The 25,674-nt window shown below is 54.1% G+C and carries 16 protein-coding genes; 7 read left to right on the forward strand and 9 right to left on the reverse strand.

Features of this window, described 5'->3' with window-relative positions:
- Window positions 1-195 precede the first annotated feature (195 nt).
- The 3 genes from K3T83_RS38295 to K3T83_RS57410 form a co-directional block, all read right to left on the reverse strand.
- Complete coding sequence (locus K3T83_RS38295; protein WP_220208403.1) at window positions 196-1,089, reverse strand: Clp protease N-terminal domain-containing protein; 894 nt, start codon at window positions 1,087-1,089, stop codon at window positions 196-198.
- Window positions 1,090-1,276: 187 nt separating this feature from the next.
- Window positions 1,277-2,485 (reverse strand): M20 family metallopeptidase, encoded by a 1,209-nt coding sequence (locus K3T83_RS38300; RefSeq protein WP_220208404.1) that lies wholly within the window; start codon window positions 2,483-2,485, stop codon window positions 1,277-1,279.
- A 151-nt stretch (window positions 2,486-2,636) separates the two neighbouring features.
- On the reverse strand, window positions 2,637-2,765 hold the full coding sequence (locus K3T83_RS57410) for a hypothetical protein (RefSeq protein WP_268963542.1): 129 nt from the start codon (window positions 2,763-2,765) through the stop codon (window positions 2,637-2,639).
- Window positions 2,766-3,168: 403 nt separating this feature from the next.
- Between K3T83_RS57410 and K3T83_RS38305 the strand changes: the two genes are divergently transcribed.
- Complete coding sequence (locus K3T83_RS38305; protein ID WP_220208405.1) at window positions 3,169-4,359, forward strand: MFS transporter; 1,191 nt, start codon at window positions 3,169-3,171, stop codon at window positions 4,357-4,359.
- A gap of 445 nt (window positions 4,360-4,804) precedes the next feature.
- On the opposite strand, the gene K3T83_RS38310 is transcribed toward K3T83_RS38305, so the two are convergent.
- Together K3T83_RS38310 and K3T83_RS38315 are read right to left on the reverse strand one after the other, a co-directional pair.
- Entirely contained in the window at window positions 4,805-8,599 is a 3,795-nt protein-coding gene (locus K3T83_RS38310) for a CheR family methyltransferase (protein ID WP_220208406.1), read from the reverse strand.
- Between the two features lie 398 nt (window positions 8,600-8,997).
- Entirely contained in the window at window positions 8,998-10,062 is a 1,065-nt protein-coding gene (locus K3T83_RS38315) for a chemotaxis protein CheB (protein WP_220208407.1), read from the reverse strand.
- Between the two features lie 276 nt (window positions 10,063-10,338).
- Here K3T83_RS38315 and K3T83_RS38320 point away from each other — a divergent pair, with 276 nt between their 5' ends.
- Complete coding sequence (locus K3T83_RS38320) at window positions 10,339-12,072, forward strand: helix-turn-helix domain-containing protein (protein ID WP_220208408.1); 1,734 nt, start codon at window positions 10,339-10,341, stop codon at window positions 12,070-12,072.
- A gap of 1 nt (window position 12,073) precedes the next feature.
- On the opposite strand, the gene K3T83_RS38325 is transcribed toward K3T83_RS38320, so the two are convergent.
- On the reverse strand, window positions 12,074-13,111 hold the full coding sequence (locus K3T83_RS38325) for a phosphotransferase enzyme family protein (protein WP_220208409.1): 1,038 nt from the start codon (window positions 13,109-13,111) through the stop codon (window positions 12,074-12,076).
- A 406-nt stretch (window positions 13,112-13,517) separates the two neighbouring features.
- Between K3T83_RS38325 and K3T83_RS38330 the strand changes: the two genes are divergently transcribed.
- The gene (locus K3T83_RS38330; RefSeq protein ID WP_220208410.1) at window positions 13,518-16,682 is read left to right on the forward strand and encodes an alpha-mannosidase; all 3,165 of its coding nucleotides are present in this window, start codon (window positions 13,518-13,520) and stop codon (window positions 16,680-16,682) included.
- Window positions 16,683-16,873: 191 nt separating this feature from the next.
- Here the strand turns inward: K3T83_RS38330 and K3T83_RS38335 are convergent, their stop codons facing one another.
- The 3 genes from K3T83_RS38335 to K3T83_RS38345 all read right to left on the reverse strand — a co-directional run bounded on the left by K3T83_RS38335 (window position 16,874) and on the right by K3T83_RS38345 (window position 20,137).
- Window positions 16,874-17,851, reverse strand: a complete 978-nt coding sequence (locus tag K3T83_RS38335; protein ID WP_220208411.1) for an RpnC/YadD family protein — start codon at window positions 17,849-17,851, stop codon at window positions 16,874-16,876.
- A gap of 254 nt (window positions 17,852-18,105) precedes the next feature.
- Entirely contained in the window at window positions 18,106-18,561 is a 456-nt protein-coding gene (locus K3T83_RS38340; protein ID WP_220208412.1) for a hypothetical protein, read from the reverse strand.
- Window positions 18,562-18,910: 349 nt separating this feature from the next.
- Entirely contained in the window at window positions 18,911-20,137 is a 1,227-nt protein-coding gene (locus tag K3T83_RS38345; protein WP_220208413.1) for an FAD-dependent monooxygenase, read from the reverse strand.
- Window positions 20,138-20,848: 711 nt separating this feature from the next.
- On the opposite strand from K3T83_RS38345, the gene K3T83_RS38350 reads away from it, so the two are divergent.
- From K3T83_RS38350 to rhaS, 4 genes are read left to right on the forward strand one after another with little or no spacing between them, the layout of a single operon-like run.
- Window positions 20,849-22,360, forward strand: a complete 1,512-nt coding sequence (locus tag K3T83_RS38350; RefSeq protein WP_220208414.1) for a sugar ABC transporter ATP-binding protein — start codon at window positions 20,849-20,851, stop codon at window positions 22,358-22,360.
- A gap of 3 nt (window positions 22,361-22,363) precedes the next feature.
- Window positions 22,364-23,416 carry an ABC transporter permease gene (locus tag K3T83_RS38355; protein ID WP_220208415.1) on the forward strand — a complete coding sequence of 351 codons (1,053 nt, stop codon included), beginning with the start codon at window positions 22,364-22,366 and terminating at the stop codon, window positions 23,414-23,416.
- Complete coding sequence (locus K3T83_RS38360) at window positions 23,413-24,417, forward strand: ABC transporter permease (RefSeq protein WP_220208416.1); 1,005 nt, start codon at window positions 23,413-23,415, stop codon at window positions 24,415-24,417. The genes K3T83_RS38355 and K3T83_RS38360 overlap by 4 nt, the downstream gene beginning before the upstream one ends.
- Window positions 24,418-24,428: 11 nt before the next feature.
- Window positions 24,429-25,478: a rhamnose ABC transporter substrate-binding protein gene (rhaS, locus tag K3T83_RS38365; RefSeq protein ID WP_220208417.1), complete on the forward strand. Its 1,050-nt coding sequence runs from the start codon at window positions 24,429-24,431 to the stop codon at window positions 25,476-25,478.
- Window positions 25,479-25,674 lie beyond the last annotated feature (196 nt).

Genomic DNA, 25,674 nt, shown 5'->3' on the forward strand with positions numbered 1-25,674 from the left:
AAGTAGAGGACATTGGGTCTCACGTAGCGACAAGGGGCGGTTGGGGGTCTTGGCGGGGGCCTTGCGCTTGTCGCCCTTGCTGGGTGGTTCCAGCGACAAGCGCAAGGCCCCCGCATCACCTCCACCACCACCCCTTGTCGCTACGTGGGGTGAAAGACTGATAATCGAAGTCTTCTTTCCAGCCTGGCAAGCTTCTCAAGAGCCGCCCTGCTCCTCATCCGATTGCGCACTGGACGATTCAGATGATTGAGTCAACGCCTGACCGCAATTGAAGCAATAGCGGAATGACGTTGGAGATTTGGTTCCACAAGAGCTGCATACGAAATGTGGTACATCTACATTTGCAGCGGCGGCGGCGTCGGTAGCTTCCAGCAGAACTTTAGGGAGGGCGATCTTCTCGCCTATCATGCGAATCACTTCGGCCCGCACCGCATCGCGAGCTACTCCCATCATCTCAATTACTTTGCAAGCAATGCCTTCTCCTTCGCGGACGATGCCGAGCAGCAGGTGTTCGGTGCCGAGATAGTGATGGCCCAGGCTCTTTGCCTCCTCTACGGCCAGTTCAATCGTATGTTTCGCGCGCGGTGTCAGGCCCGGCTGTCCTCCGATCACCGCCTCTTTGCCCATGCCTATGATCTGTTCTATCAAGAGACGAGCCTGCTCCAACTCAACCCCGAGATTGTGAAGTGCGAGGGCGGCAACTCCCTCTTTCTCGCGCAATAAACCCAGCAGGAGATGCTCGGTACCAACATAGTTATGCTGGAGCTTTTGCGCCTCTTCAATTGCCAGGCTCATCGCTTTACGCGCCCGATTGGTAAAGTGCTCAAAGCGGTCGCGCTCTTCGGGAAAGATGCGGCGAAACAACAAAGCCAGTGGACCAACGCGGCTCACGGGGTCGGATAGAGCGTTCTCGTTCGCCTGGACGCGCTGGCGCTGGAGATAGCCTTCTATATCGGGTTCCATGAAACGATACTCGCCGCCGACGCGATAGGCCGTCAACTCTCCCCGGTTCACGAGGCGGCGAATCGTGACCACATCGACGCGCAGATAGGCCGCCAGTTCATCAGAAGTCAACAACGGTTCCATCATTATACCTCACTTTGGATTACTTTGACGAATTCTGCATTACTTTGAATCACTATCTAATATAATTTATAGCATATTAGAACTGAATATGGCAAGGCGATACTATGGAAAATTTAAAAAGATGCAAACAAAAAAAGAGATGCCGCATGAAGTATTCAGCATCTCTTTTTATATAAAAATTGAGTATTTATCAGGCAGTCCAACCGTCGATGCACCAGGCGTGGACGATCTGTTCGAGCCGTTCGAGGCCGAGCACACAATGGTCGATGGGGATGCTTTCGTTGGGCTGATGGGCCTCTCCCAGCAGGCCGGGACCACAAACATACGAATAAATACCGAGCTTCTGGAAATGGCCGCCATCGGTGGCAAAGGGTGCGCCGCGATCAAGCGGCGTGCCAATAATCTGGCTCAACATCTTGCCGAAAGGAGCCTCTTGCGGCGAAGAGAGCGGGGGAGCGATGACACATTCTTCGATGCGCGCATCGCAGTCGACAGAGATAGCGCGCATTGGCTGCGCAACCTCGCGCTCGATCCGCTCACCCAAACGAGCAACCAGAGACTCTGCATCGTCGCCCGGAGCGATACGGAGGCTGACGGTAAGACGGCAGGTTTCGGCAATCATATTGGCGGCCAGCCCACCATGAATGACGCCGAGATTGAAGGCGGAGGCGGGATTTTCAGGGAAGAGATCGCGGTTGATGGGCGAGATGTGCAATTGCATGTCCGCGTTGACCTCTTGAAGCATCTGGATGATGTGGCCCATATTAGCAATCGCGTTCAATCCCCGGTCCGGCAGGCTGCTATGTCCGCCCTTGCCATGCACAACGATATCGAAGGCAGCGAATCCTTTATGTGCAGGAAAGACCTCGAAGCCGCTTGGCTCGCCGATCAGGGCAATCTTCGGCAAGGGAATGGTCTTGAAGAGTTGCGGGAGAACCTGAACGAGGTTGCCCGATCCCTGGCTCGCGACCTCTTCGTCGTAAGTAAAGATATAGACGAGCGGGCGCTTGAGTTGGGCCAGCGGGAGATGCTTTGCCGTCAGGAGCATCTGGGCGAGAAAGACCTTCATATCGGTGACACCACGACCGTACAGCCGTTGCCCATCGCTTTTCAGCACGAGCGGGTCCGATTGCCAGCCGGGTTGTCCATCAAAGGGCACGATATCCGTATGGCCCGAGACGATTAGCCCATCGGCGCTCTCCGGGCCAGCCCAGGCCACAACCGACGCCTTTTGCACCCCTTTGATCGTATTGGTCAGCACATGTGTTGTGAAGCCGCACTCGTCCAGATAGCCAGCAAGATAGTGAGCGGCCTCAAGGTTGCTGAGCGCGCTGACGGTATTGAAGGCTATGAGTTGCCGCGTGACCTCCCATAGCTCAGTCTGTTGGAAACTGGTCATGAACTATTCCCGTTCTCCATAATTACTAACACGTTTTGAATATGTACTCTCCCATTATCAAGGATAGAGCGAAGGAGCGTCAAATATGATGTCGTAGTCGAGCGATGATGATTTTTCACCACCAACATCGGGAAGCCTCTCTGTTTCGTCGTCATGCGATGCGTGGTGCATCCGACATATGATACCTCTCGAATATGGCAGGGGCGATGGCTGGTCCTCGCCCGGCTCCACAGGCCGTGATGGTAGCACCAGGGCGAGGACCAGCCATCGCCCCTGCCATATTCGGATTCCCGATCCTGGTTGTTCCATTTCATTATCGCGATTGGTTTGAAGCGCATCTCATGCTGCCCAATCGCAATTATAAAATTTCCTTTCAAAACCGATAAAATGTTTCGTAGTGGAGCGATTTATCGCGTTGGTGGAACCGCCTGTGGAGCCGCCCCAACGCGATAAATCGCTCCACTACGAAACGGGGAAGATCACCATCATTATGTTATACTCATCATATGCATACGCATAGCCCTCCTCATTAAATTCTTGCAAGATTACATTGCCCATCCCCATGTGATGGGTCTGATAGCGACCGGACAGGCATACTCCTCCGCGTCCGGCGGTGTCGTGCGCCTCCTTCTCTGAATGGTACTCCTCTTTCCCGCTTTTCACCGTTCAGAAAGGATGTATGTATGTTTCACCGTCTGTTTGTCGGACAGAGAAAAACTGGCTCCTGGCTCACGATTGCGCTGTTGAGCGTGACCTGTCTGGATGAGATCGTTTCGGGCTTCCCAACGGTTGGTCTGCCGCTGATACGCGATCAGTTCCACCTCGATTACGCCAGCATCGGGCTGTTGTTCAGCATCACCGAACTGGTCAGCACATTTTTGTCGAAGCCAGTAATTAACTTGTTGAGTGACCTGGGATCGCGGCGCTACTGGATTGCAGGCGGGCTAGTTGTGCTGTCGGCAAGCTTTCTGCTGGCTGGGAGTAGCAATATCTTTGTCGTGCTGCTGCTGGCCTTTATTCTGATTCATATGGGAGGGGAGGCGGCGCTGGGTGGTGCGCAATCGGCCCATATCGATCAGCATCCTCTCGATACTGTACGAGCAATGGCACGCTGGACACTGGCGAGCGGCGTTGGCGACGTGCTGGCTCCATTGGTGGTAACGCTGCTTGTGGGTCTGCATCTGGGCTGGCCCGCGCTCTGCTGGCTGGCCGCGATTTTGTGGTTGGGCCTGGCGCTCTTTGTGAGCGTGCAGCGTTTTCCCGCACCGCTGCATAGCGAGCATGCAGAGATACGAACATCGCTGCTGGCAACGATGCGCACAGCTTTGCATGATCGAGTATTTCTCAGCTGGGCCGCGCTCTCGCTCATCCCAACCATGATGGACGAGATCTTCATCGGCTTTGCCACCCTCTACCTGCGTGATGTCCTGCACGCGAGCGAGGTTGCGATTGGCCTGCTGGTGGCCGATCTGACGATCTCGGCGCTGCTCAGTCTGCTGGTAATCGAGCGCTGGCTGCTACAACGAATCGCGCCTATACGCCTGCTGGCATGGCTCTCCGGGCTGGTACTAATCGGAATGATCCTCTTTTTGAGTACGCAGTCGCTCTGGCTGATCGCGCTGGCACTCTTTCTCATCGGAGTAGGTGTCACGGGCTGGTATCCCATCGCCAAAGGGCAAGCCTATGCATGCTTGCCGGGGCGTCCTGGCATGGTGCGCACACTCATCAGCCTGGGTAGTCCGTTTGAAATTGCGTTGCCCGCGATCGTTGGCCTGATTGCGGGCAAATCTGGCATCTGGGCGGGCGTAGCAACGCTGGGAGTGGCTCCACTGCTGGTGCTGCTACTTTTGCCCGGGACGCGGGCACAACGCTAAATTCTTCTCAAGAAGAACATGTCAATTCCATAAACTTCTAAATGTAGAGCTTGTCATCAGCACTACTATATGTTATAGTAGAACAGTGAAGAATAGATCCTCTCAAATTTAGTGAGAGATCAAACAGGCCTCTGCGGATGGATCGGTAACTGGGTATCCAACTTCCTCCAAAACCATTCTCCATCCATCAGTAGAGGTCGCTTTTCATGTCGAGAAGCTAACAGCACGGCGCTGGCGGACAGAAGCGCAAGAAATTCCAGGAATTGAACAAATTCCAGAGGAATTTGCATCGGAAAACTTCTTTGAATCGTGTAAAAGAGGTAAAGGGATCAGGCTGTTTCTGATACACGCACAGGAGAGATGACACCAAACGGCTCCAGAACCCTCCTTGTCAAGAAGTCCGTCGATGCAACCTCTCCTCTCCTGTGCGAACTCTTTCTTACACTTATTGCAGAGGCAGAGAGAAGTAGAAGGTGCTACCATCTCCGGGAGTGCTTTCGAGCCACATACGGCCCCCTTGCTGAGTGATAATCTCATGAGAAATGTAGAGGCCCAGCCCCAATCCTTTTTCACTGCCATTTGTGGAACGATGTCCGCGATAGAAGCGCTCAAAGATATGCTCCTGCTCCTCCTCGCTGATGCCCGATCCCTCATCATGGATGGAAACAACGACCTCGTCGGGCTGCTCCGCGTTTTTCGCGACCGCCACCGTTATCTTTGTTGAGTCAGGACTATATTTGAGGGCATTGCCGATGAGGTTATGAAGTACCTGCTCGATACGCGAGACATCAATAGAAACGTGGATGGGCTGTTCATCAGCTTCCAGAAGCAGGGTGTGATCGGAGGAGGTGATCTGCTCAACGACCTCGCGCACCAGGGCGACGATATCCACCGTTTCGCGATCATGCAGCGCAAACATTCCACGATGGATGCGCGGCACATCAAGCATCTCTTCGATGAGCTTCCTCATTCTGCTTGTCTGGTGAACGATGCGGTCGAGCGAGGTCTGCTCCTGCTCGATGTTGCGCTCATGCGTGGTTCCCTGTTCACCGGCCTCGTATTGACGCTGAAGTGCGCGCTGCAAAAGTTGCGCATTGCCGTGAATAGTGGTGAGGGGATTACGCAATTCGTGGGTGACGAGCGAGAAAAACTCATCTTTCATGGTATCCAGTTGTTCCAGTTCTTTGCGCGCCTGCACCTGTTCCGTGACCTCCACAGCGGAGACCAGCACAAAACGGACCACATCATTGTGTTCCTGATCCAACAAAGGCATCAGGTTATAATCCCAGATAATCTCTTCGGAGTCAGGGGAGGGACGATAGGACAGTTCGGGGATGCGAACGGGTGTGCACTCCTTAACGACCTGTTGCCAGAATTGCTCTATCTGCTCGTCTGATGTAATAAACGTGATATCATGCCATCTACGCCCGATCAGGGACTGAGGAGAGAGATCGCGCAAGCGACTCACAATGTCCAGATAGCGGGGACTGCCCATCATCAACTCGCCCGTCTCGGCATCAAAGAGGGCGAGGGCTGCGGTCGAGAAATTCTGAAAGATGAGTTTGAGCCGTTCACGCTCCTCTTCCATTTCGCGCCAGCGCTGTTCTGTCTCGTCGAGCGTGTAAATGATCACGCCATCAACTTTGCCGTTGGCATCATGCGATGGCACGATGGTATAGGTAAAATAGTATTCTTGACGCCCGACTTGCGGATTGGGCAGATGGGTGAGCATGCGCGGTGTGGTGAGCACCATATCGAGGCGATAGGCATCTCTAGCCCTGTGAACAATCTCCACGCCGGATTCCCAGAAGAGATCGAGCACCTCATCAAGCGGGCGTCCCTGGACGGCACGCGCATCGAGCAGGCGAGCATAGCGAGGATTGTACGCCTCCACGATCAGAGTCGGGCCGCGCAGCACGAGGATATAGAATGGGGCTAACTCAACCATTTCAGAAAGGCGGCGACGCTCGCTTTCGAGAATAGAGGTCAACTCCTGTAGCTCGCCAGTGCGGGCGCGCAGCTCGTCATTGGTCGTTTCTAGCTCTTCGTTAGTCGCCTGTAGCTCTTCGTTATTGGTTTCTAGCTCTTCGTTGGTCGCCTGTAGCTCTTCGTTGGTCGTCTCGAACTCTTCAATACTGGCCTGCAACTCCTCATGGGTTAGCACCAGTTCTTCGTTCGAGACCTGTAGCTCTTCGTTAGCATCGATGAGTTCTTTATTCATTTCGCTCAGCCGCTTGTTCGCGGTGCTCAGTTCGTTCATTAGCTGTGTCTGTTCAGCCTGGACGGTTTCGAGTTGCTGGCGCACCTGGACCTGTTGCGTTACATCGGTGACACAGATCGTCGCCAGGTCAGGACTACCGTTCTCAAGCTGCATAAAAGAGATGGAGAGGCTAATATAGCGCCCGTTGCCGCCCGCAGAGGCATCCAGTTCGATTTCAGGTAGTTGGGTCGTGCTACGGTCACGAAAGGCGCTATCGATGGCAGCTCTGCTCTCATAATAAGGGATGCCACGCACGGCATGCAGAAAATCCTGTTCAGCAGCCACATGGCGCAGACCCAACAAGCGGCGGGCGGCACCATTGGCGGTCAGGATACGATAGGTGCGGTCGATAACAACAACACCGATGGGCAGGAAACGCAGAAGCAATTCATTAAAGCGATGCAACTGCCCAATTTCGAGAGATGGGGCTGGCGGTTCCTGATCCACAGGTTGTTTTCCTATCGTTCTATGTTGACGATTTATGGCCGCTCCCTCCAGACGTGGAGCGTTCATATCTACATTCATGAGTGTCTGGCGGCGCATTGAGGGGAGGGCGTTGCCAGTGCAGCGATAGACTTTCCATTGTTTGTTGACAAGCTCATAAAACGATTGTATTGAGCGCACCGTCTCGGCCTTCCCCAGGAAGAGATAGCCAGAAGGCGAGAGCGAGAAGGCAAACTGATTGAGGACGTATTCCTGCAATTCAGGCGTAAAATAGATGAGCACATTGCGACAGAGCGCCAGATCGATTCTAGGGAAGGGAGCGCTTCTGCTGAGATCCTGCTGACCAAAGATAATCATCTGGCGCAACGTTTTCGAGATGCGATAGCCATGATCGACGCGTTCAAAAAAGCGGTCACGATATTCAGTGGGCATGCCTTTGAGCATACTATCAGAATAAAGGCCACGCCGGGCAAAGTTGATGGCGGCCTCGTCGAGATCGGTCGCGAAGATCTTCACGCTCCATTCGGGCAGTTCTGCCCCGAGCAGATCGGTGATCAGCATGGCGAGGGAATAGGGTTCTTCGCCGGTGGCGCACCCGGCAGCCCAAAAGCGCAAAACGCGGTCTCGGCCACGCGCAGTGGCAATCAACGTGGGCATGATCTCATTCTTCAAATAGGCAAACGCCTCACGGTCTCGGAAGAACTGCGTGACATTAATGAGAAAGGCCTTGACGAGCTGGCCGACCTCTTCGGGAGAGTTTTTGAGATACTCGGCATATTCGCGCATGCTGCGGTTGTGCGTCACGGTCATGCGACGACCGATACGACGTAAGATGGTCGAAGTTTTATAGGGGCGGAAATCGATGCTGGCCTGACGACTAACCAATCCGAGTATTTCACGCAAGACATCCTCGGTTCGTTCTTCTGTTTGTGGAATATTGACTCCCGTCAGTAAATCATAGAGCAAAGGCCCGATCTGATCGATATTGACCTCAAAATCGACAACAGTTGGCGGCAAGGCCAGAGGCATAGAAGGATAGCGAGCAGTTTGTGGATCTTGCACAATAACGATCCCTCCAGCATTTTTCACATCAACCGCGCCAACTGCCCCATCTGAGCCGGAGCCGGTCAGGATCACGGCGATTAAATGATCGCCATAGGATTCTGAGGCGGTAGAAAGCAGCGTATCGACAGACGGCCTGGGACGTTTGGCCCGATCATCACGCACCTCGACCTGATGATCGCGAATGCTGACGTGGCGATTGGAAGGAACCACATAGATATACCCATTTTGCATTTGCGTGCTGGACATGACAACCTCAACGGGCAGGCGGGTGCGTCGTTGCAGGATCATATCAAGCGTGCTGGGATGGGAGGGATCAAGATGCTGGGCCAGAACGATAGGTGCCGGAAAATCCAGGGGCAAAGTCCCTACGAAAATAGAAAGGGCCTCAACACCGCCAGCGGAAGAGCCGACAACAACCAGATCGCCAGGAACAGCATCGACCTTCTCAACGTCGTTCTCGCTCATACTCATAAATATGGTCCAGCTTCTTCTATCAGATTCCAGCAAAAATAAGGCAAAACAGCACGTTACTACTATATGCCTGTTTGTAAGTAGTGTCAATATTTTCCCTTGCTCTAACAGGGCTTTCCAGTTCTCCGCTCAAAGGGGTGCAGGGGTCTCCCTGCCGGGGCCTGGGGCGTCCCCAGTTTCCTTCCCTCCTTCGCGCGCCGCCTGCGGCGGCGCGCAAAAGAGAAGAAAAAAGGTTTTTGCGGGGACACCCCGCACCCCGGCAAAGGGCTGCCGCCCTCTGCACTCCTGCTAGATGGGAGAATTGGAAAGCCCTGCTTGCTCTAACACCTCGGTCGTAGTCGAGCGATTGACTACGACCGGGGGAGTGTCAATGTTTTCTTTATTCGATGAAGTGTATCTCAGGAGGGCGTCTCCGGGTCCACTTCGTCTCCTCCTTCGTCTACCAGAGCGAAAGGTTCTCGCGTCCCTTGCATCAAGATACGCCTCAAGAGGATAGCGTGTTCTTCTGCATCACGCCACTGCATTTCATAGCGCTGTGCCAGCCAGGAGCGCTCGTTCTCCTGAGCCTGAAGAGCTAGGCGGCGCATCAGGCTCACCTTCTCTTCCAGCGTCTTTAAAGCGGCCCACAGCGCATGTTCCAGTTGTTCGGATTGCTCAGCCAGCACGCTTTCGGGAGAGAAGGCATGCCCGGTGCGACAACGGAAGTGCAGAAGATTGCCATCCTGAGTCTCCCAGAGGACGCCGCCGCATTCCGGGCAAGAGTAGACCGAAGGTTTTCCTATTTGTTCATGCTCATTCAGCGCATTTGTTTCCATCGCCGCGATCCTTATTTCACGTTGCAGATCTTCAGGTGGCGGAGAGAGCTGCAAGGTTTGCACAGGTTCATGAGCTAAGCGTGTCAGGAGAGGGCCAATCTCTGCCAGAGGGAGGCGATAATCGACAGGCACATGTTCTATAGCACTCAGTGGCATACTAGGATAGAGCGCCTCATCAGGATCTTGCACGACAGCGATGCCGCCACGTTGCTTAATCGCCAACAAGCCGGAAGTTCCATCGTCGAGCGCTCCCGTCAGCACAACGCCTGTACCGCGTGGACCATAGGAGTAGGCGAGAGAGCGGAAGAGAGGGTCAATGGCAGGACGATGGCGATTCTCTTTGGGTCCACGCGTCACGCAGAGAGAGCCACGTTCAATCAGCAGATGATGGTCTGGGGGAGCGACGTAGACATGCCCGTAGGCGATCTTTACCCCATCTTCTGGTTGCAGAACAATCAAAGGGCAGATACGATTTAAGATATCAGGCAACAGACTGGGACTCTGAGCAGGGATGTGGAGCACAACAAAAAGCGCTGCCGGTAGATCTTTGGGCAATGTTCGCAAAATCGCGATAAGAGCCTCAACGCCTCCCGCCGAAGCACCAAGAGCAATCATATCATGTCCAGTCATATGGCTCTCTTTGTTCATGCTATTTTCTCCTTCCTACACCTCCTTCTTGTATACGCTTTATGTAATCAAAACGTGCCAGAGTTCATAAGGCAAGAAATTTCAGGAAGAAATCTTCTAGCACAATTGCCTTATCGGCTTGACGCATTTCTTAACCAGCAGTACACTCACGAAAGTAGAAAATAGTTGTTCTTTTTACTTCAGTATGTGGAACAAGAAGTCTTGCAACAGGGCAGAGTTTCCGAAAGAGATCACATTCTGTATTCTGTATTCTTGGGGGCAGAGAGGATCGGAAGCATGCAATCTTTATTGGGAGAACATATCCGTCACCTTCGGCGAGAGCGCAGTCTGACGCAAACCGAACTGGGAGGAAAGCAGTATTCAAAATCATATGTTAGCGCGATGGAGCGAGGCAGTATCACACCCTCGCATGAGGCATTGCGTTTTTTTGCCGAACAGCTTGCTCAACCTGTTGATCTTTTTGAACAGTTGTTACAGCAAAAAGCGGAACATGGCGATTCTTCTCTAGTGCTGGAGCAAGACAAGAAGGAATATCTCCACGAGGCACAACAAGAAGTAACCGCTCTCTTCAACTTCATCCTGTCCGACGCCAATCCCTCGACGATCTCGCTGGCACGTGAAATGCTGATGCAGGCAAATGAGCAGCAGGAGGCATCGCACGCGATTCGACAGGCACGAATGGCTTTTTTACGAGGTTTGATTGCGCAGGGCAAGGGAGACCTTACGAGTTCACGGCCATACTTTGAATATGCACTGGTCCTTGCGCCCGAACACCAGCAGGCCCCGATCCTTGATGCGCTGGGCACGAATTATTACCTTGAGCAGAGTTATATCCAGGCCCTCTCCTATCATCAAAGAGCGCGGCAGACCTTACAACAGTCCCCAGTTGAGGAACAGCACTCGGATTTGCCGATGCTGATCGAGTTGCATTGCGGGCACGATTACTGTGTGCTGGCGCAGCATGAGCAGGCACGCAACCACTATGAATACGCCCAGCAACACCTACGCTCCACCCATCATCTGCTGCTGGCGGCACAACTCTATCTGGGCCTGGGCTATTGCACCTATGCGGCTCTCTATCGCGTTCAGGATATTACAGAGGAGCGGCGACAGACAGTAGAAGCATATGAGCAAACCTATCAACGAGCGATCAGCTTTTTACTTCAGAGCCGCGCTCTCTATCAGGCCAGCCACGACACAGCAGGCGTGGGGCGCGTTCGGCTGATGCAGGCGATGATCTTGCTCGATTATAGCGCATGGCAGCGGCGATATACAGTGGAACGGGCGAAAGAGAACGATACACGTCCAATCTTCAACAATACTGTCCTGCTCGATGATGCAGAGGAGCAGTGTTATCAGGTGTTCATGGAGTGGCAGGAGAACGATGTCAGCATGCCAGAGGAGAAAGAGCTTCTGCTCTATACGGCGCTGGCCTATCTTGTACGTTTGCGCATCCAGCGTGCGAAACAGGCGCGGATTGGCGGCAATGACAGCACCGGACAGCGCGAACTCGCCCGGGCCGCATCACTCTGTCAGCTAGTCCTGGATGCTATGAGCGACGAGCAGCGTCTCTGGCCCCTTTTGCAACAGGTGCAAGCGTTTCGGGGACCAGCACCACTTGCCACCTCGCCAGCCCTGCCATGTCTGACCGAGGAAACGCTCAAGAGTGAGCACAATCCACTTATTCAGGCAGAGGTCTATCAGGCAACCGGGCAACTGGCGCAGGAGATAGCGAAAACGGCATCCGAAGAGGGCTTCATCAGCAGTTGTTATCGACAGGCTGACCGTTGCTGGCATCTAACCCTTTCGCAGCTGCGCCGCCTCCCCACCAGCCCTCAATGTGATACAGGTTATCTTATCCGTGCTTATCACTGCTACATCAACACTTTACGGGAGCGTGTAGGGACGAACCCGGATCTCAAGGAAGAACTCTATCCCGTACTGCTCAGCTTATTGGAAGATGTGCTGAGTTTCGCGCAGAATAGTATTCAATTAAAGGATCTTGCATAGCTCAAGCATCGAGAAAACGTTTCAACCAGTCCAGGCTTGATTCGATCCATGCAGGGGCAAGCGCGAGATTCTCGGGCGTATCCAGGCGTAAGAGATAGTTGACACGTTTTATCAAGCGTTGGGCGGTAAAGACATTGAGCCACTCTTCGTAGCGTGGAGGAAGCGCACGCATTCGTGTGTAGCCCTCAAAGAAGGCAGCTCGCAGCACATCCTCATCGGGTCGGGCCATCACACCAGAGAGCGTGATCGCCATGTCGAAGAGATAGTGGTTCCAGCAACAATCCTCAAAATCGATGGCCCGCACCTCGTCTTTATAGAAGAGATAATTCGTTTGCTGAAGATCAAAGTGAACCAACCCATAGTGAGCCGCATCGCGGGGCATCGCACGCATAGTCACGCCGACCTTCTCGGCGCAGGCAGTAAAGATTGCCTGCGCATCTTCCGAGAGCTTATGCCTGGCGACAAATTCGGGATCGAGCACCGTATTTTTATCAAATATCCACTGCCAGTGCCAGTGCGGACGATCAAAAGAGGGAGGAGGGGTAAATTTTTCGGCGTGCTGATGGAGGCGAGCCATAAACATACCGACGCGCTCCATTTTGGTTGGCGTCAGGCCGCTATCGACGAAGCGACCATTGACCCAGCGAAAGACGACGCAATGTGCCACCTCCGGGATGCCCTCCACCGCAACCTCGGTCACTAGCGAGCCATCACGGGCAGGGACAGGCTCCGGCACCACCAGCTCTGTCTCTTTACGCAACGCCGATAGCCAGAGCAGCTCGGAAACAACCTGATTTTCGGGCGGGAAAGAAGTTGTGTAGAGCCGCAACATGTAGCGCGATTTTTCCACGCGATCCAGTTCCTCGCCAGCCAGATCCTCTATTTTTCTCGTGGCATGCACCTGAAAAATCGTGTTGCTGCGGTGGGTTAGCAGGGAGAGGCGTCCATTGCCCAGGTCATAATAAGTCAGTGCAGCCTCCGCCAGCTCGCGTGCTCGGCGAATCTGTCCACTATAGCTCAGTTGGGTAAATGTCTCCATCACCATCTTCATCCTATTCGATTTCTATGCGACACATCAATGAAACGAGAATCGCTCATCGTCGATAGTAGGGGCGATGGCTTGTCCTCGCCCACGTTGCTCATTTTGTGTCTTATGAACCAGGGCGAGGACAAGCCATCGCCCCTACTATCGACGAGCACACCCCGGAAGGTTTTGTGGATACACCACAATTATCCGCTCAAGCCCCGTGAGTAGAAATACAAATATATCCATTTTTGCCACAGTATACACCACTAAAGCCACACCCCGAAAGCCCTGATCACTGGTTGAACAGGATTTCTTCTATTCTAAGAGTCGAGAGCCTGTAATTGAGCTGACAACGTTGTCCTCAAGGAAGTGGTATACTAAAAAGATATCGTTATCTTATTTTCAGGGAGAGTCTTTCGTGATTCACAAAAACCGTTGGACGGTACAGAAGATCGAGCAGCGTTTGCAGCTCATTGAGCCGCTGGTCTATCGGCGACGCCATCCATTGTCACCCTTCGCCTATACAGAGCTTGCCAGCCCGGACGCAGCGCCACTCATCGGCGACGACGTAGATGATAACAACTGGCAGATCATCGGTCCCGACACCTATTGGGGAACGTGGCGGACCGATTTTATGATGCGCGGCCATTTCCAGATCCCGGCGGATTGGGATCGGAACGGCACCTTTGCCCTCTATTTGCCGCTGGGCGATGCCGGGGATTTCATTCATCCCGAAGCATTGGTCTATATCGATGGCGTCTCTTATGCGGCCTGTGATCGCTATCACCATGAAGTACACTTACAACAGAAATGGCACGATGGGCGCGAGCATGCGCTGGCCCTGCATGGCTGGACCGGCCTGGGTGGAGGCATGGGAGAAGCATCGAGCGGACATCTGTTAATGCGGCAATGCGAGGTGGTGCAGATCGATGAGCCGACACGAGCATTTATCGCAACGGCCAGAGTCGCGCTAGGGGCTGCGAAAACGTTGAAGGATGAGACACCGGCGCGAGGCCAGTTGTTGCACGCGCTCAACGAGGCGTTTATCGCGCTGGATACCAGCGAACCCTTCGGCGAGGGCTTCTATGCAAGCGTGGAACAGGCACACGAGATCTTAAAAGCGGGCATTGCTCACGCAGGCGCTCCCCTGAATATCGAGGTCATCGGCACGGGACACGCGCATATCGATGTGGCCTGGCTCTGGACGCTGGGGCAGACAAGGCGCAAAGCGGGGCGCACCTTCCACACGGTCAACAGCCTGATGGAACAGTACCCGGAATATCATTTCACGCAGAGCCAGCCACAACTGTACGACTATATCCGCCAGGATTATCCAGAGCTATTCGAGACCATCAAGCAGCGCGTGGCAGAGGGGCGTTGGGAGCTGATCGGCGGCATGTGGGTTGAAGCTGATTGTAACCTGAGCGGCGCGGAGTCGCTGGCACGTCAGTTCTTACTGGGCCGCAACTTCTTCCATGAGCATTTTCCCGACATTGAGGATTCGCCGGTGCTCTGGTTGCCCGATGTCTTCGGCTATGCCTGGGCCTTGCCGCAATTGATCAAGCAGGCTGGGCTGGAATACTTCTTCACCATCAAGATTGGTTGGAGCCAGTATAACCGCCTGCCCTACGATAGCTTCTGGTGGCAGGGACTGGACGGGACGCGCGTGCTGACACACTTTAGCACGACACCCGAACAGAGCGCCTACGCCAGCACCTACAATGCGCTGGCAACGCCCGAGCAGTTGTACGGCACCTGGACGAACTTCCAGCAGAAAGACCTGGGGCGCGGTCTGGAGAATCCACCGCTGCTAATGGCGTTTGGGCATGGCGATGGCGGCGGCGGTCCGACGCGCGAGATGATCGAAAATATTCGCGAAATGGAGGCGCTACCAGCCTTCCCACGCATGCGCCAGGGGGATGTGACCTCGTTCTTCCGTCAGCTTGAGAAGACGAGCGAGGAGCATTTGCCGACCTGGAACGGTGAGCTGTATCTCGAATATCATCGCGGCACCTACACCACGCAGAGCCGCAATAAGCGTGCCAACCGCAAGAGCGAATTTTTGCTGCACGATGCTGAGTTCCTGGCGGCGCTGGCGGCCCGGCTTGACGGACAGTACAGCTATCCAACGGAGAGCCTGCGCCATGCCTGGGAGCTGGTCTGTCTCAATCAGTTCCACGACATTATTCCTGGCAGCAGCATCAACGCCGTCTACGTTGAGTCGCAGAAGCAGTACGGAGAGATTGCGGAGATCGGGACGAGCGTGCGAGATGGAGCGTTGCAGAGCATTGCGGCGCGCGTTGGCGGCGATCTGCTGGTGGTCAATCCGATCTCCTTTGAGCGTGCAGATCTGGCACTCTGGTCGGGCAAGCTGGCGGCGGGTCAGCATCTCACCAATAGCGCGACCAACGAGCCGGTCTACACGCAGGAAACCGCAGATGGCACGCTGATTGCGCTGGAAGCGGCGGCATCGAGCGTCAATGCGTTGAACGTTGCGGCAGGCGATGCAGTGGCGGCGGCGGAGACAGGACTGGTTGCCACGTCCTCGCTGCTGGAAAACCGCTATGTGCGGATCGAGTTCAACGCGGACGGCGATATTGCGCGCATTTACGATAAAGAGGGCCAGCGCGAGGTGTTGCCAGAGGGGAGGCTTGCCAACCAGTTCCAGGCGTTTGAGGATCGTCCGATGTTCTGGGATGCCTGGGATGTGGATATCTTTTATGATGACAAGCAATGGCTGGCAGAGCCTGCAACCTCGATTCGCGTTGTCGAGAGCGGCCCGTTGCGAGCAACGCTGGAAATCGAGCGGCGCATCCTGCACAGCAGTTACACACAGCACATCTCGTTGCAGTACAACAGTCCGCTCCTGGACATCGACACGACGATTGATTGGCGCGAGCGACATGTGTTGCTCAAGGTGGCCTTCCCGGTCGAGGTGTTGACGCCGACCGCGACGTATGACATCCAGTGGGGCAATGTGCAGCGACCGACGCATCGCAATACGAGCTGGGATTGGGCGCGCTTCGAGACCTGTGCGCACAAGTGGGTTGATCTCAGCGAGGGCGATTACGGGGTGAGCGTGCTGAACGATTGCAAATATGGGCACGATATCCGCGACAACGTAATACGGATCAGCCTGTTGCGCAGTCCAACAATGCCCGATCCCGAAGCGGACCAGGGCGAGCAGCGTTTCAGCTATAGCATTTTGCCACATCAGGGAAGCTGGAACGAGCAGACGATAGCTGCCGCCTATGCGCTGAACGATCCATTGCTGGTCTATCAACCAGCTGAGGCGCGTGCTGCCGAGCCGCAAACTGCTACATCGTTTATCAGTGTGAGCCGACCCAATATCGTGATCGAGACGATCAAGCAGGCGGAGGACGGCAACGGGGTGATCGTGCGGTTGTATGAGAGTCAGCGCCAGCGCGGACCCGTCACGCTCTCGACCGGCTTTGCGCTGGCAGGTGCGCACCGCACGAACCTGTTAGAGCAGAACGAGGAGGAGCTAGCGGCTGATGGGCAACAGGTTACTTTCTCTGTGCGACCATACGAGATCGTGACGCTGCGGCTACTCCCGGCGTAATGTTCAGGGAGGCACGAGTGAACCTATGAGGCTTCCCTGATTTTGAAACGTCTATCCGGTAAAGTTTTCGTAGTGGAGCGATTTATCGCGGGGGGGCCTGTCATCGGTCCCCCCCCGCGATAAATCGCTCCACTACGAAAGAGATTCCCACTTCCGAAAGGAAATTTCATCATAGAGCTTGGCAGCACACATTATTGATCGTTGAGCAGTTTATAGACAACATCTCCGTTGGGAGCTGTAAGGATCAGGTGAAACAACTGCTGAAGTTTAGCTGGATCATCAATCTGAGCCAGTTGACGTTCCGCCAGGTCCAGCAGGCCGGGAAAATGAGCGGAGACCACCGCGAGCGTTGTAGTGCGCAACGTCTTTATCTCGCCTTTTTCGATCCCTTTTTCGATCCCTTTTTCGATCCCCTGTTCGATCCCCTGTTCGATCCCCTGTTCGATCCCCTGTTGTAAGCCCTTTTTTATGGCCTCTGCCGTAATAGCTTGCACTTTAGGATCTTCATCCCAAATTCGCTCGAACATGCTCAACCTCCTGTAGATTGTATCTTTCGCTTCAACGGACATCGCGCCGGAGCGACGCATGAGTATTTCCATCCAGATCAGTTCCTGGGAAAGCTTGGTCTGATCTCCCCTATAATTATCCTCCATTTCTTGTATAGCACGCAAGATCAATGGTGCATCAGCACTTTCCATTGTTGGCAGCAACACATACATGGCGAGATCGTGATCGCGCACATATTGATGAGCGTCGAGTTCCCACAACGCTAGCGTGCGGAAATGAAAAGTCAGCAGATCGTCGTCGCCGCTTTTGATGCACAAAGGCGAAATTGGCATGGTAGCTTTAAAAGGATAGATGATGATCGAGATCACTGGAAGTTTGTGCTTCTGGTAGATGACAGCGTTATAGGTCAGCAGGCGTGCGGCCATCTCCTCGTCGGCATCGCTTGACTCGAACTCGATATGAAGAATGTGCTGCACATTGCGATACCAAACTAAGTAGACCCTATCGGCTCGCATAGTAGGACGAATAATCTCGATATCGAGTTCGCGCTCGAATACAACACCTGGACACAGACAGGGCAGTATTTCGGCGGCGTGTTCCTGCACAAGCGATTTCAAGGAGGTATCGTATCTCTGATGGCGTTTATATGAATCTTCTGGCATGTGGTGTTCCCTTACTATCCCAACAGCATCATTGTTCCAGTATAGCACAACCAGATATACAATGCAACAGATGATTTTTAGAAGAGTATTTATTATATAACAGTTATTTAATACTGAATAACAACATCACAGCAACGCGGTGAGGAGTGCAGGTTGAGGCTTCTTCCTGCTCCCTGCCCTTAAAAATGCGAATGGCTGATAAATTTTGCGCTCCGGCAGTCCTGACTATGAGCCTCCCCAGGACACGCGGGTCTTTAATCGCTCTCAGGAATCGGCGGGGGCGTCTCGTGAAGGCGGTGGCCCATCGGTCGGTCAGTACGAACAAATACAGGTTTGCCATAGAGCGCTACTATTTCAGGATGGTATGGATCGTGTGACGGTAGAAAGCCATAGCCACTTGGCTTACTCGCTATGGACATATTTCCACTCTCATCAATGACTACTTTTCCTATATGATTAGGCGCATAGCGCCAAAGTTCATCTGGATGATCATAAGGATTGGATGGATAGTGTTTTGGCTCATAGTAGAATACTGCCTCGCTGTTCTTTGCCTCGTCTTGCTTAATAGCGTAATATTTATGATCTCTTATAATAGTCTGGACTTGCTCGTCCTCACCAATATTTCCTTGTCGATCAATGAATACATCAGCATGGCAGTTGTATCCTGGCGTTGGATCCTCTAGAGGGGGATGACTTGGGAACTTTCTCATATGTTCTTCTCTCGACCCTGTTTCGTTGCTGCTCTTGCTCTAGAGCCACGTGCAATTTCATCACATCTAGCGCGCTGCTCTTATCAGAACCAGGAGTGGTGAGTCGGGTGCTCTTATCAGAGCCAGGAGTAAAAAGCCAGGTATCCCCACTAGAGCCAGGGGTGGAAGGTTGGGTATCCTTATCTAAACTAGAAGTAGAATGAAAAACATCATTGAACTTCACCATAAACATGCATCCTTTCCAAGCCATGACTAACATGATGAATTTCCAGGTATCTCATGCAAGTATAGCTGATACGGATTTAAATGGAAAGATGGAAAAAGCTCAAAGACTCGTTGATTTCCGCAACTAAAGCACAGTTTGGGTATTCTCGTAGCTTTTGAGCATGCTGGACCAGGGATGCAACCGCCGCACAATCCCTTCTGGCACCAGCACAGCTCGTGCCAGCATCGGGGCAAGATGGTTGCGTGCCCATAGACCGAGCGGTGTTCCGGGGATCAGGAAGTCAGCGCCCGATTGCAGCTTCTTCTGCTCCTTCTCGACATATGGCTTGAAAGCCTGCTCATAGCGCTGAAATGCGGCTCGGCAATCGTCAGGAGTGGCGCTCAGTTCTCCGGCCAGGATATACGCTCCGATCATGGCAAGCGTCGAACCGTAGCCAGTCAGGAGCGCGGGACAGTAGGCAGCATCTCCCAGCAGCACGATGCGGCCACGATGCCAGGTCTCCATGCGAATCTGGCTCACTGAATCGAAGTAGAGATCGGGAGTGGTTTGCAACTGCTCAAGCAGCTTCGGCACTTCCCATTGCTGATCCGCAAAGATGCTGGCAAGCAGGCGCTTTTGCTCTTCGCGATTGTGGCGGTCGTAGCGCAACTTCTGCGGCTGCTTCCAGATAAACATAGCGCCAGCGACCCCGTCTCCCTTTGGACTGCGAACATAGACCTGTTTCCCTGGCACGCCATTGACCAGAATCGTTGCGCGGTCAAGCTTCAGGTAATTGTCGATGCCGAACACGCTCACCTGATAGCTGCTATAATGCTCGAATTGTGCTTCATCGCCAAAAGCCAGTGCTCGCACCTGAGAATGCAGGCCATCGGCCCCAACAACCAGATCAAAGCGGCGCGGGCTGGTATGCTCAAACGTTATCTCCACGCCCTCCTCGCTCTCCGTAAAGGTCTGAATGGAATCGCTAAAAATGTACTCAACATCGTCTTTCGTCTGCTCATAGAGTACACACGCCAGATCGCCGCGCATAATCTCAACCCAGAAACGCTCAAGTTCGGTTGATTTGGTCAAGCCCTGCACGTTCACCTCGTTGATAGGTTGATGATGCGCACCGACAAACACAAGTTTCCCCAGCGTCGTCTGTTCCCGCTGCAAGCGCGGCCAGATGCCCATACGCATCGCAACTTCTGCCGCCTCATAACGCACATCTATCGGATAACCACCGGCCCGAATCTGTGGCGCACGCTCAACCACTGTCGGCTCAAATCCAAAGCGTTTGAGCCAGTATGCTAGAGTTGGCCCTGCAACGCTAGCGCCCGATATGAGGACTTGCTTCTTTGTGTTGCTCATTGCTACTCTCCTCCTTCTTCGTGAGAACGAAAATGCATTTTTGAATGAATATCCAGGCAATTGAATATGCATTCATCCACTATATACCATGAGCAAACGCAACTGTCAATATGTTTCCCCCTATGAGTCATCCTGGAGTGTCATAGTATGAGAGAACGCCGGGACGGTTCTTCTCGCAGCAAAGCTGCTCGGCTGTTGTTGGAGTGTGGAGGGTGGCGTGAGGTGGGCGCAGCCCATCTCACGCCACCCTCCACACTCCAACAACAGCGAAGCGCCGAAAGCGCTGAGCTGTCGGAATGCAGAAGCACCTTGGGCCATAGCAAAAAAGTTCGGGATGACTCATGGGAAAAGAAAGCAATGGAGCTTTCTCTCTATTTTATTTTCGTCTGAAACGAAAAGAAACACAATTAGGGGAAAGCGACAACCACAAGGGATTGTCGCTACCCTTTGAAAGCGGGGCGTGCGAGTTCCACAGATAATAATTAGAGAATAAAAAGTGATACTGAGTGAGACCGCCTGTGCAGCGTCTTCCCATCGATCAAGGGTAATAGCAAGTATCTCTTGACAAATAGCATTTTTTCATGTTATCTTTTTAAAAGAATTTGAAATTAAATGAAATAAAATCCTATATATCCTTCGCGCTGCACCTCTTCATTAAAAATAAGCATATAAGGTCTACCGTCACACACATCCCGCGAGGAAGGGGGAACCATGACGCAACCTTCAGAACCCATCGCCGAACTCATCGATATTTCCAAACAGTTTGGCACCACCCAGGCTTTGCGCGGCGTCGATCTGGCACTCTATCCAGGCGAGATCCATGCGTTAGTGGGAGAAAACGGCGCGGGCAAAAGTACGCTCGTGAAGCTGCTGGGCGGCATCCATCGTCCCGACACAGGTATCATCCGTATCAACGGTACGGAAACCGAACTGCATAGTCCGGCGCAGTCTCAGCATCTCGGCATCGCGGTCATTCATCAGGAACCCACGCTCTTTCCAGATCTCAACGTCGCCGAAAACGTCTTTATGGGCCGCCATCCCCGCGATCGCTTTGGGCGCGTGGACTGGAAGCAGATGTATCAGGAAGTGGAGCGGCTGCTGGCCTCGCTCGACGTACATTTGAGCGTCTATGCCCCGGTGCGTGGACTACCAGTGGCCGATCAGCAGCTTGTCGAGATCGCCAAAGCCCTCTCGCTTGATGCCCGTATCCTGATTATGGATGAGCCAACAGCCGCACTCTCCCCACATGAGGTGGAGAAGCTTTTCACCATCACCAAGCAACTCCGTCAGCGTGGAGTCGCGATCCTCTTTGTCAGCCACCGCCTGGAGGAGATCGCAGAACTGGCCGACAAGCTCACTATCATGCGCGATGGTGTTCGCGTCATCACCGCTCCAGCCTCCGAACTTACCTCTGAAGAGATTATTCGCCACATGGTCGGGCGCGAACTTACCTCGCTCTTCCCCAAAGGCGAGGCCCAGATAGGCGAGATCGTGCTTGAGGTTCGGCATCTGACGCGTAAGGGTGTGTTCCGCGATGTCAGCTTCCAGCTACGGCACGGCGAAATTCTCGGCTTCTCCGGGCTGGTCGGAGCCGGGCGCACAGAGGTTGCGCGCGTGCTGTTTGGCATCGACCGGGCCGATGAGGGCGAGATTCTCATTGACAATCAGCCGGTGCGTATCTCTTCGCCGAAAGCCGCGATGCGACACGGCCTGGCCTACGTGCCCGAAGATCGCCGCCAGCAAGGGCTGGTCATGGATTTCACGATTGCCGCCAACATGACACTGCCTATCGTGCGGCAGGTCAGCAAAATCGGTGGCGTGGATCGTCAGCGCGAACACAGCATCGCCACGAACTACTCACAGCAGTTGCGGATTCGCTCGACTGGCATTCAACAGCTCGTCAAGGCGCTTTCGGGCGGCAATCAGCAGAAAGTCGTGCTGGCGAAGTGGCTCATCACCAATCCCTCGATCCTCATTCTCGACGAGCCAACGCGCGGCATCGATATCGGCGCAAAGGCCGAGGTCCATCGTATTATTTCCGAGCTTGCCGCAAAGGGGCTGGCTATTATCCTTATCTCCAGCGAACTGCCTGAAGTGCTGGCAATGTCTGATCGCGTGCTGGTCATGCATGAAGGACACGTCACCGGCATCTTTGAGCGCGATGAGGCAGATCAGGAGCGCGTAATGTTTGCAGCAACCGGGCAAACCAATAGGGAAAAATAGAGTATGACGACCACAAGTAAAGGGTTGGAAAAGGCACCAATCCCACCACGAAGCAGCCAGAGCCGGCTGGTCGGGTCAGTGAGCAGAATTCGTGAACTTGGATTATTTATCGTCCTTATCCTGATCGTTGCCATTGTCAGCATTCAGGTGCCACGCTTTCTCTCGCCATCGAACATCGAACAGATCCTCCTTTCGATCGCAATTCTGGCGATTGTGGCGGTTGGAGAAACTCTGGTGGTGCTGACGCGCAACGTTGATCTCTCCGTTGGCTCAATGGTTGGCCTCACCGCGTTTTTCGTCGCCAATCTCTTCAAGCAGCAGCCCGGCACCAACCTGGTGCTTGCTATCCTGTTAGGATGTGCAGTGGGCCTTGTGCTAGGGGCCATCAACGGGCTGATCGTCACGGTCGGGCGCGTTCCCGCCATCATTGTTACACTGGGCACGCTCTATGTGTATCGCGGCTTGGATTTCGTGATTGCTGGCGGCTCGCAGGTCAGCGCCTCCGATGTACCGGACAGCTTTCTCAATCTGGCAACGGCGCGCATCGGGCTGTTCGGGGTAGGCGTCCCGGCCCTGATTATCTTTGCTGCCGCCATCGCCCTGATCTTCGCCTATCTGCTCCATTCTACACGCAGCGGTCGCCAGCTCTACGCCATCGGTAGCAATCCCGAAGCAGCGCGGCTCGTTGGTATTCGCAGCGATCTGTTAGTCTTTGGCACATTCATGCTGTCGGGCCTGCTCTGCGGCTTCGCGGGCGTCCTCTGGGGCGCGAGGTTTGCGACGGTGGATGCGACGGCGGCGACCGGACTCGAACTTCAGGTTGTTGCTGCTGTTGTGGTGGGAGGTGTGAATATCTTCGGCGGTTCGGGCACCATCATTGGAGCAATGTTGGGCGCAATCGTGCTGGGAACCATCGATGATGCGCTCAATCTGCTCAAGCTCTCGCAGTTCTGGCTTCAGGCCATCGATGGGGCCGCTATCCTGGTCGCCGTCACGCTCGATTCTTTCATCACCCGCTGGTTGCAGCGCACACTGGTTGTCAGGAGGCAGAGATGATCAAAGAGCGAGCAAAAGCGCTGGTAAACTCGTGGGATGCTTTTCTGGTTGTCCTGCTGCTGCTTGCCATTGTTTATGGCAGCTTCCGCTCACCCTATTTTCTCACGGCCTTCAACTTCTCCGCGCTCACCCGCGACCTGATGGAGAAGGCGATTATGGCCCTACCCATGACGCTGATCATCATTGCGGGCGAGATCGATCTCTCGGTTGCCTCTGTGCTGGGTTTGACAAGTGTGCTGCTCGGCGTCCTCTGGAATGCGGGCATCCCGCTCTGGTTGTGTATCGTAATCGCGCTGCTCGTCGGGGCCATAGCGGGATTGCTCAACGGGCTACTGGTGACACGGCTGGGGCTACCCTCACTGGTGGTCACGCTGGGAACGCTGGCGCTGTATCGCGGACTGGCGTATGTCATCATCGGCGATCAGGCCGTCAGCAGTTTTCCCGCCGACTTCACATCGTTTGGCTTTGGTAGTGTGCCGGGAACGCTGATCCCCTGGCCGTTCGTAGTCTTTGTTATTTTAGCGCTGCTCTTTCTCGCGCTCCTGCATCGCAGTTGGGTTGGTCGACAGATCTATGCGATTGGCAACAATCAGGAGGCAGCGCGGTTCGCGGGCATCCATGTTGCGCGGATCAAGCTGCTGCTCTTCGTCCTCTCTGGCCTGCTGGCGGCGCTTGCAGGCATCGTTTTCACGTCCCGATTTGCCAGCGCGCGCCCGGACAATGCCCTCGGCTTTGAACTGGACGTGGTAACTATTGTGCTGTTAGGAGGTGTCAACATCTTTGGTGGTCGGGGGACGCTGATCGGCGTGATCCTGTCACTCTTTATCATAGGAGCATTGCGCAATGCTCTTGGCCTTACCAATATCAGTGGAGATATCCAGAACATCGTCGTCGGAATACTGCTGATCTTTTCGGTATTAGGGCCGAACGTGGTTCAGCGTATCCGAGAGGCGCTCGCTCGCAGGCAGATGGTCGCGGGTGGATCGCCCAAAAAAGTGTAAAGGAGAGGCAGATGAAAAAACTGTTTCACGCACTGGCACCTGGATTTATTATGCTGCTCGTATTTATTCTTGCCAGTTGTGGCGGTGGCAGCACTGGCGGCTCTTCAAGTGGAGGCAACAACTCCGGCGGCACGGGCGGAGGGCAACCGCTCAACATTACGTTTCTGCCCAAAGCGATTAACAATCCGTATTTCGATAGTGCGGCCAGCGGTGGCAAGAGCGCGGCTGGCGAACTGAAGGGCACGTTCAAGCAGGTTGGCCCCTCCAGTGCCAGCGCCTCCGAACAGGTGACGTGGATTACCAACCTGACACAGCAACATGTGAGCGCGATTGTCGTTTCTGCCAACGATCCAAATGCGCTGGCTCCCGCGCTCAAGCAGGCGATGTCGCAGGGCGTCAAAGTGGTGAGCTACGACTCGGACGTTGCCCCTGATGCGCGTCAGGTTTTCGTCAATCAGGCCAACGCCGAAGACATCGGGCGGACAGAAGTGCAGATCCTCGGCAAGCAGATCAACTATACGGGCCAGATCGCGATTCTGTCTGCCGCCAGCACCGCCACCAACCAGAACACCTGGATCAAGTACATGCAGGACGAGCTTTCCAAGCCGCAGTACAAAGGGATGAGCCTGGTCAAGACCGTGTACGGCAACGACGACGACCAGACAAGCTTCAATGATACATTGTCCCTGCTGCAAGCCTATCCCAACCTCAAAGGTATCATCTCGCCAACGACGGTTGGTATCGCGGCTGCTGCTCGTGCTATCGAATCAGTGAACAAGGGGGGTAAGGTCGCGCTGACCGGTCTGGGAACGCCCAATCAGATGCGCAAATATGTCAAAGATGGTACGGTCCAGCAATTCGCCCTCTGGGATCCTGGCAAGCTCGGCTATCTGGCTTACTATGCGGCGGCAGCGCTGGTACAGGGCAAGATTACCGGCAAAGAGGGGGATAGCTTCGACGCTGGCACGCTCGGCAAAAAGACGATTGGAGCCAACGGCGCGATCCTCTTAGGTCCGCCCACCATCTTTAGTAAAGACAACATCGATCAATTCAATTTCTAGTCTCACGGTCCTTCCCGCTGAAAACGGCGGATATGGTAGATGATCTGCCATATCCGCCGTTTTCATTGTATACGCACCTTTGGAGAATAGTGAAACGGCGGACCTTTACCACCGTTTGCTCACCGCATAAGCCACTCATTACCGCAGCACCTCTCTTCTCTTCATCTTAATCAGCGACAAAATGAGTAATATTACT

This window comes from Reticulibacter mediterranei (assembly GCF_016587455.1).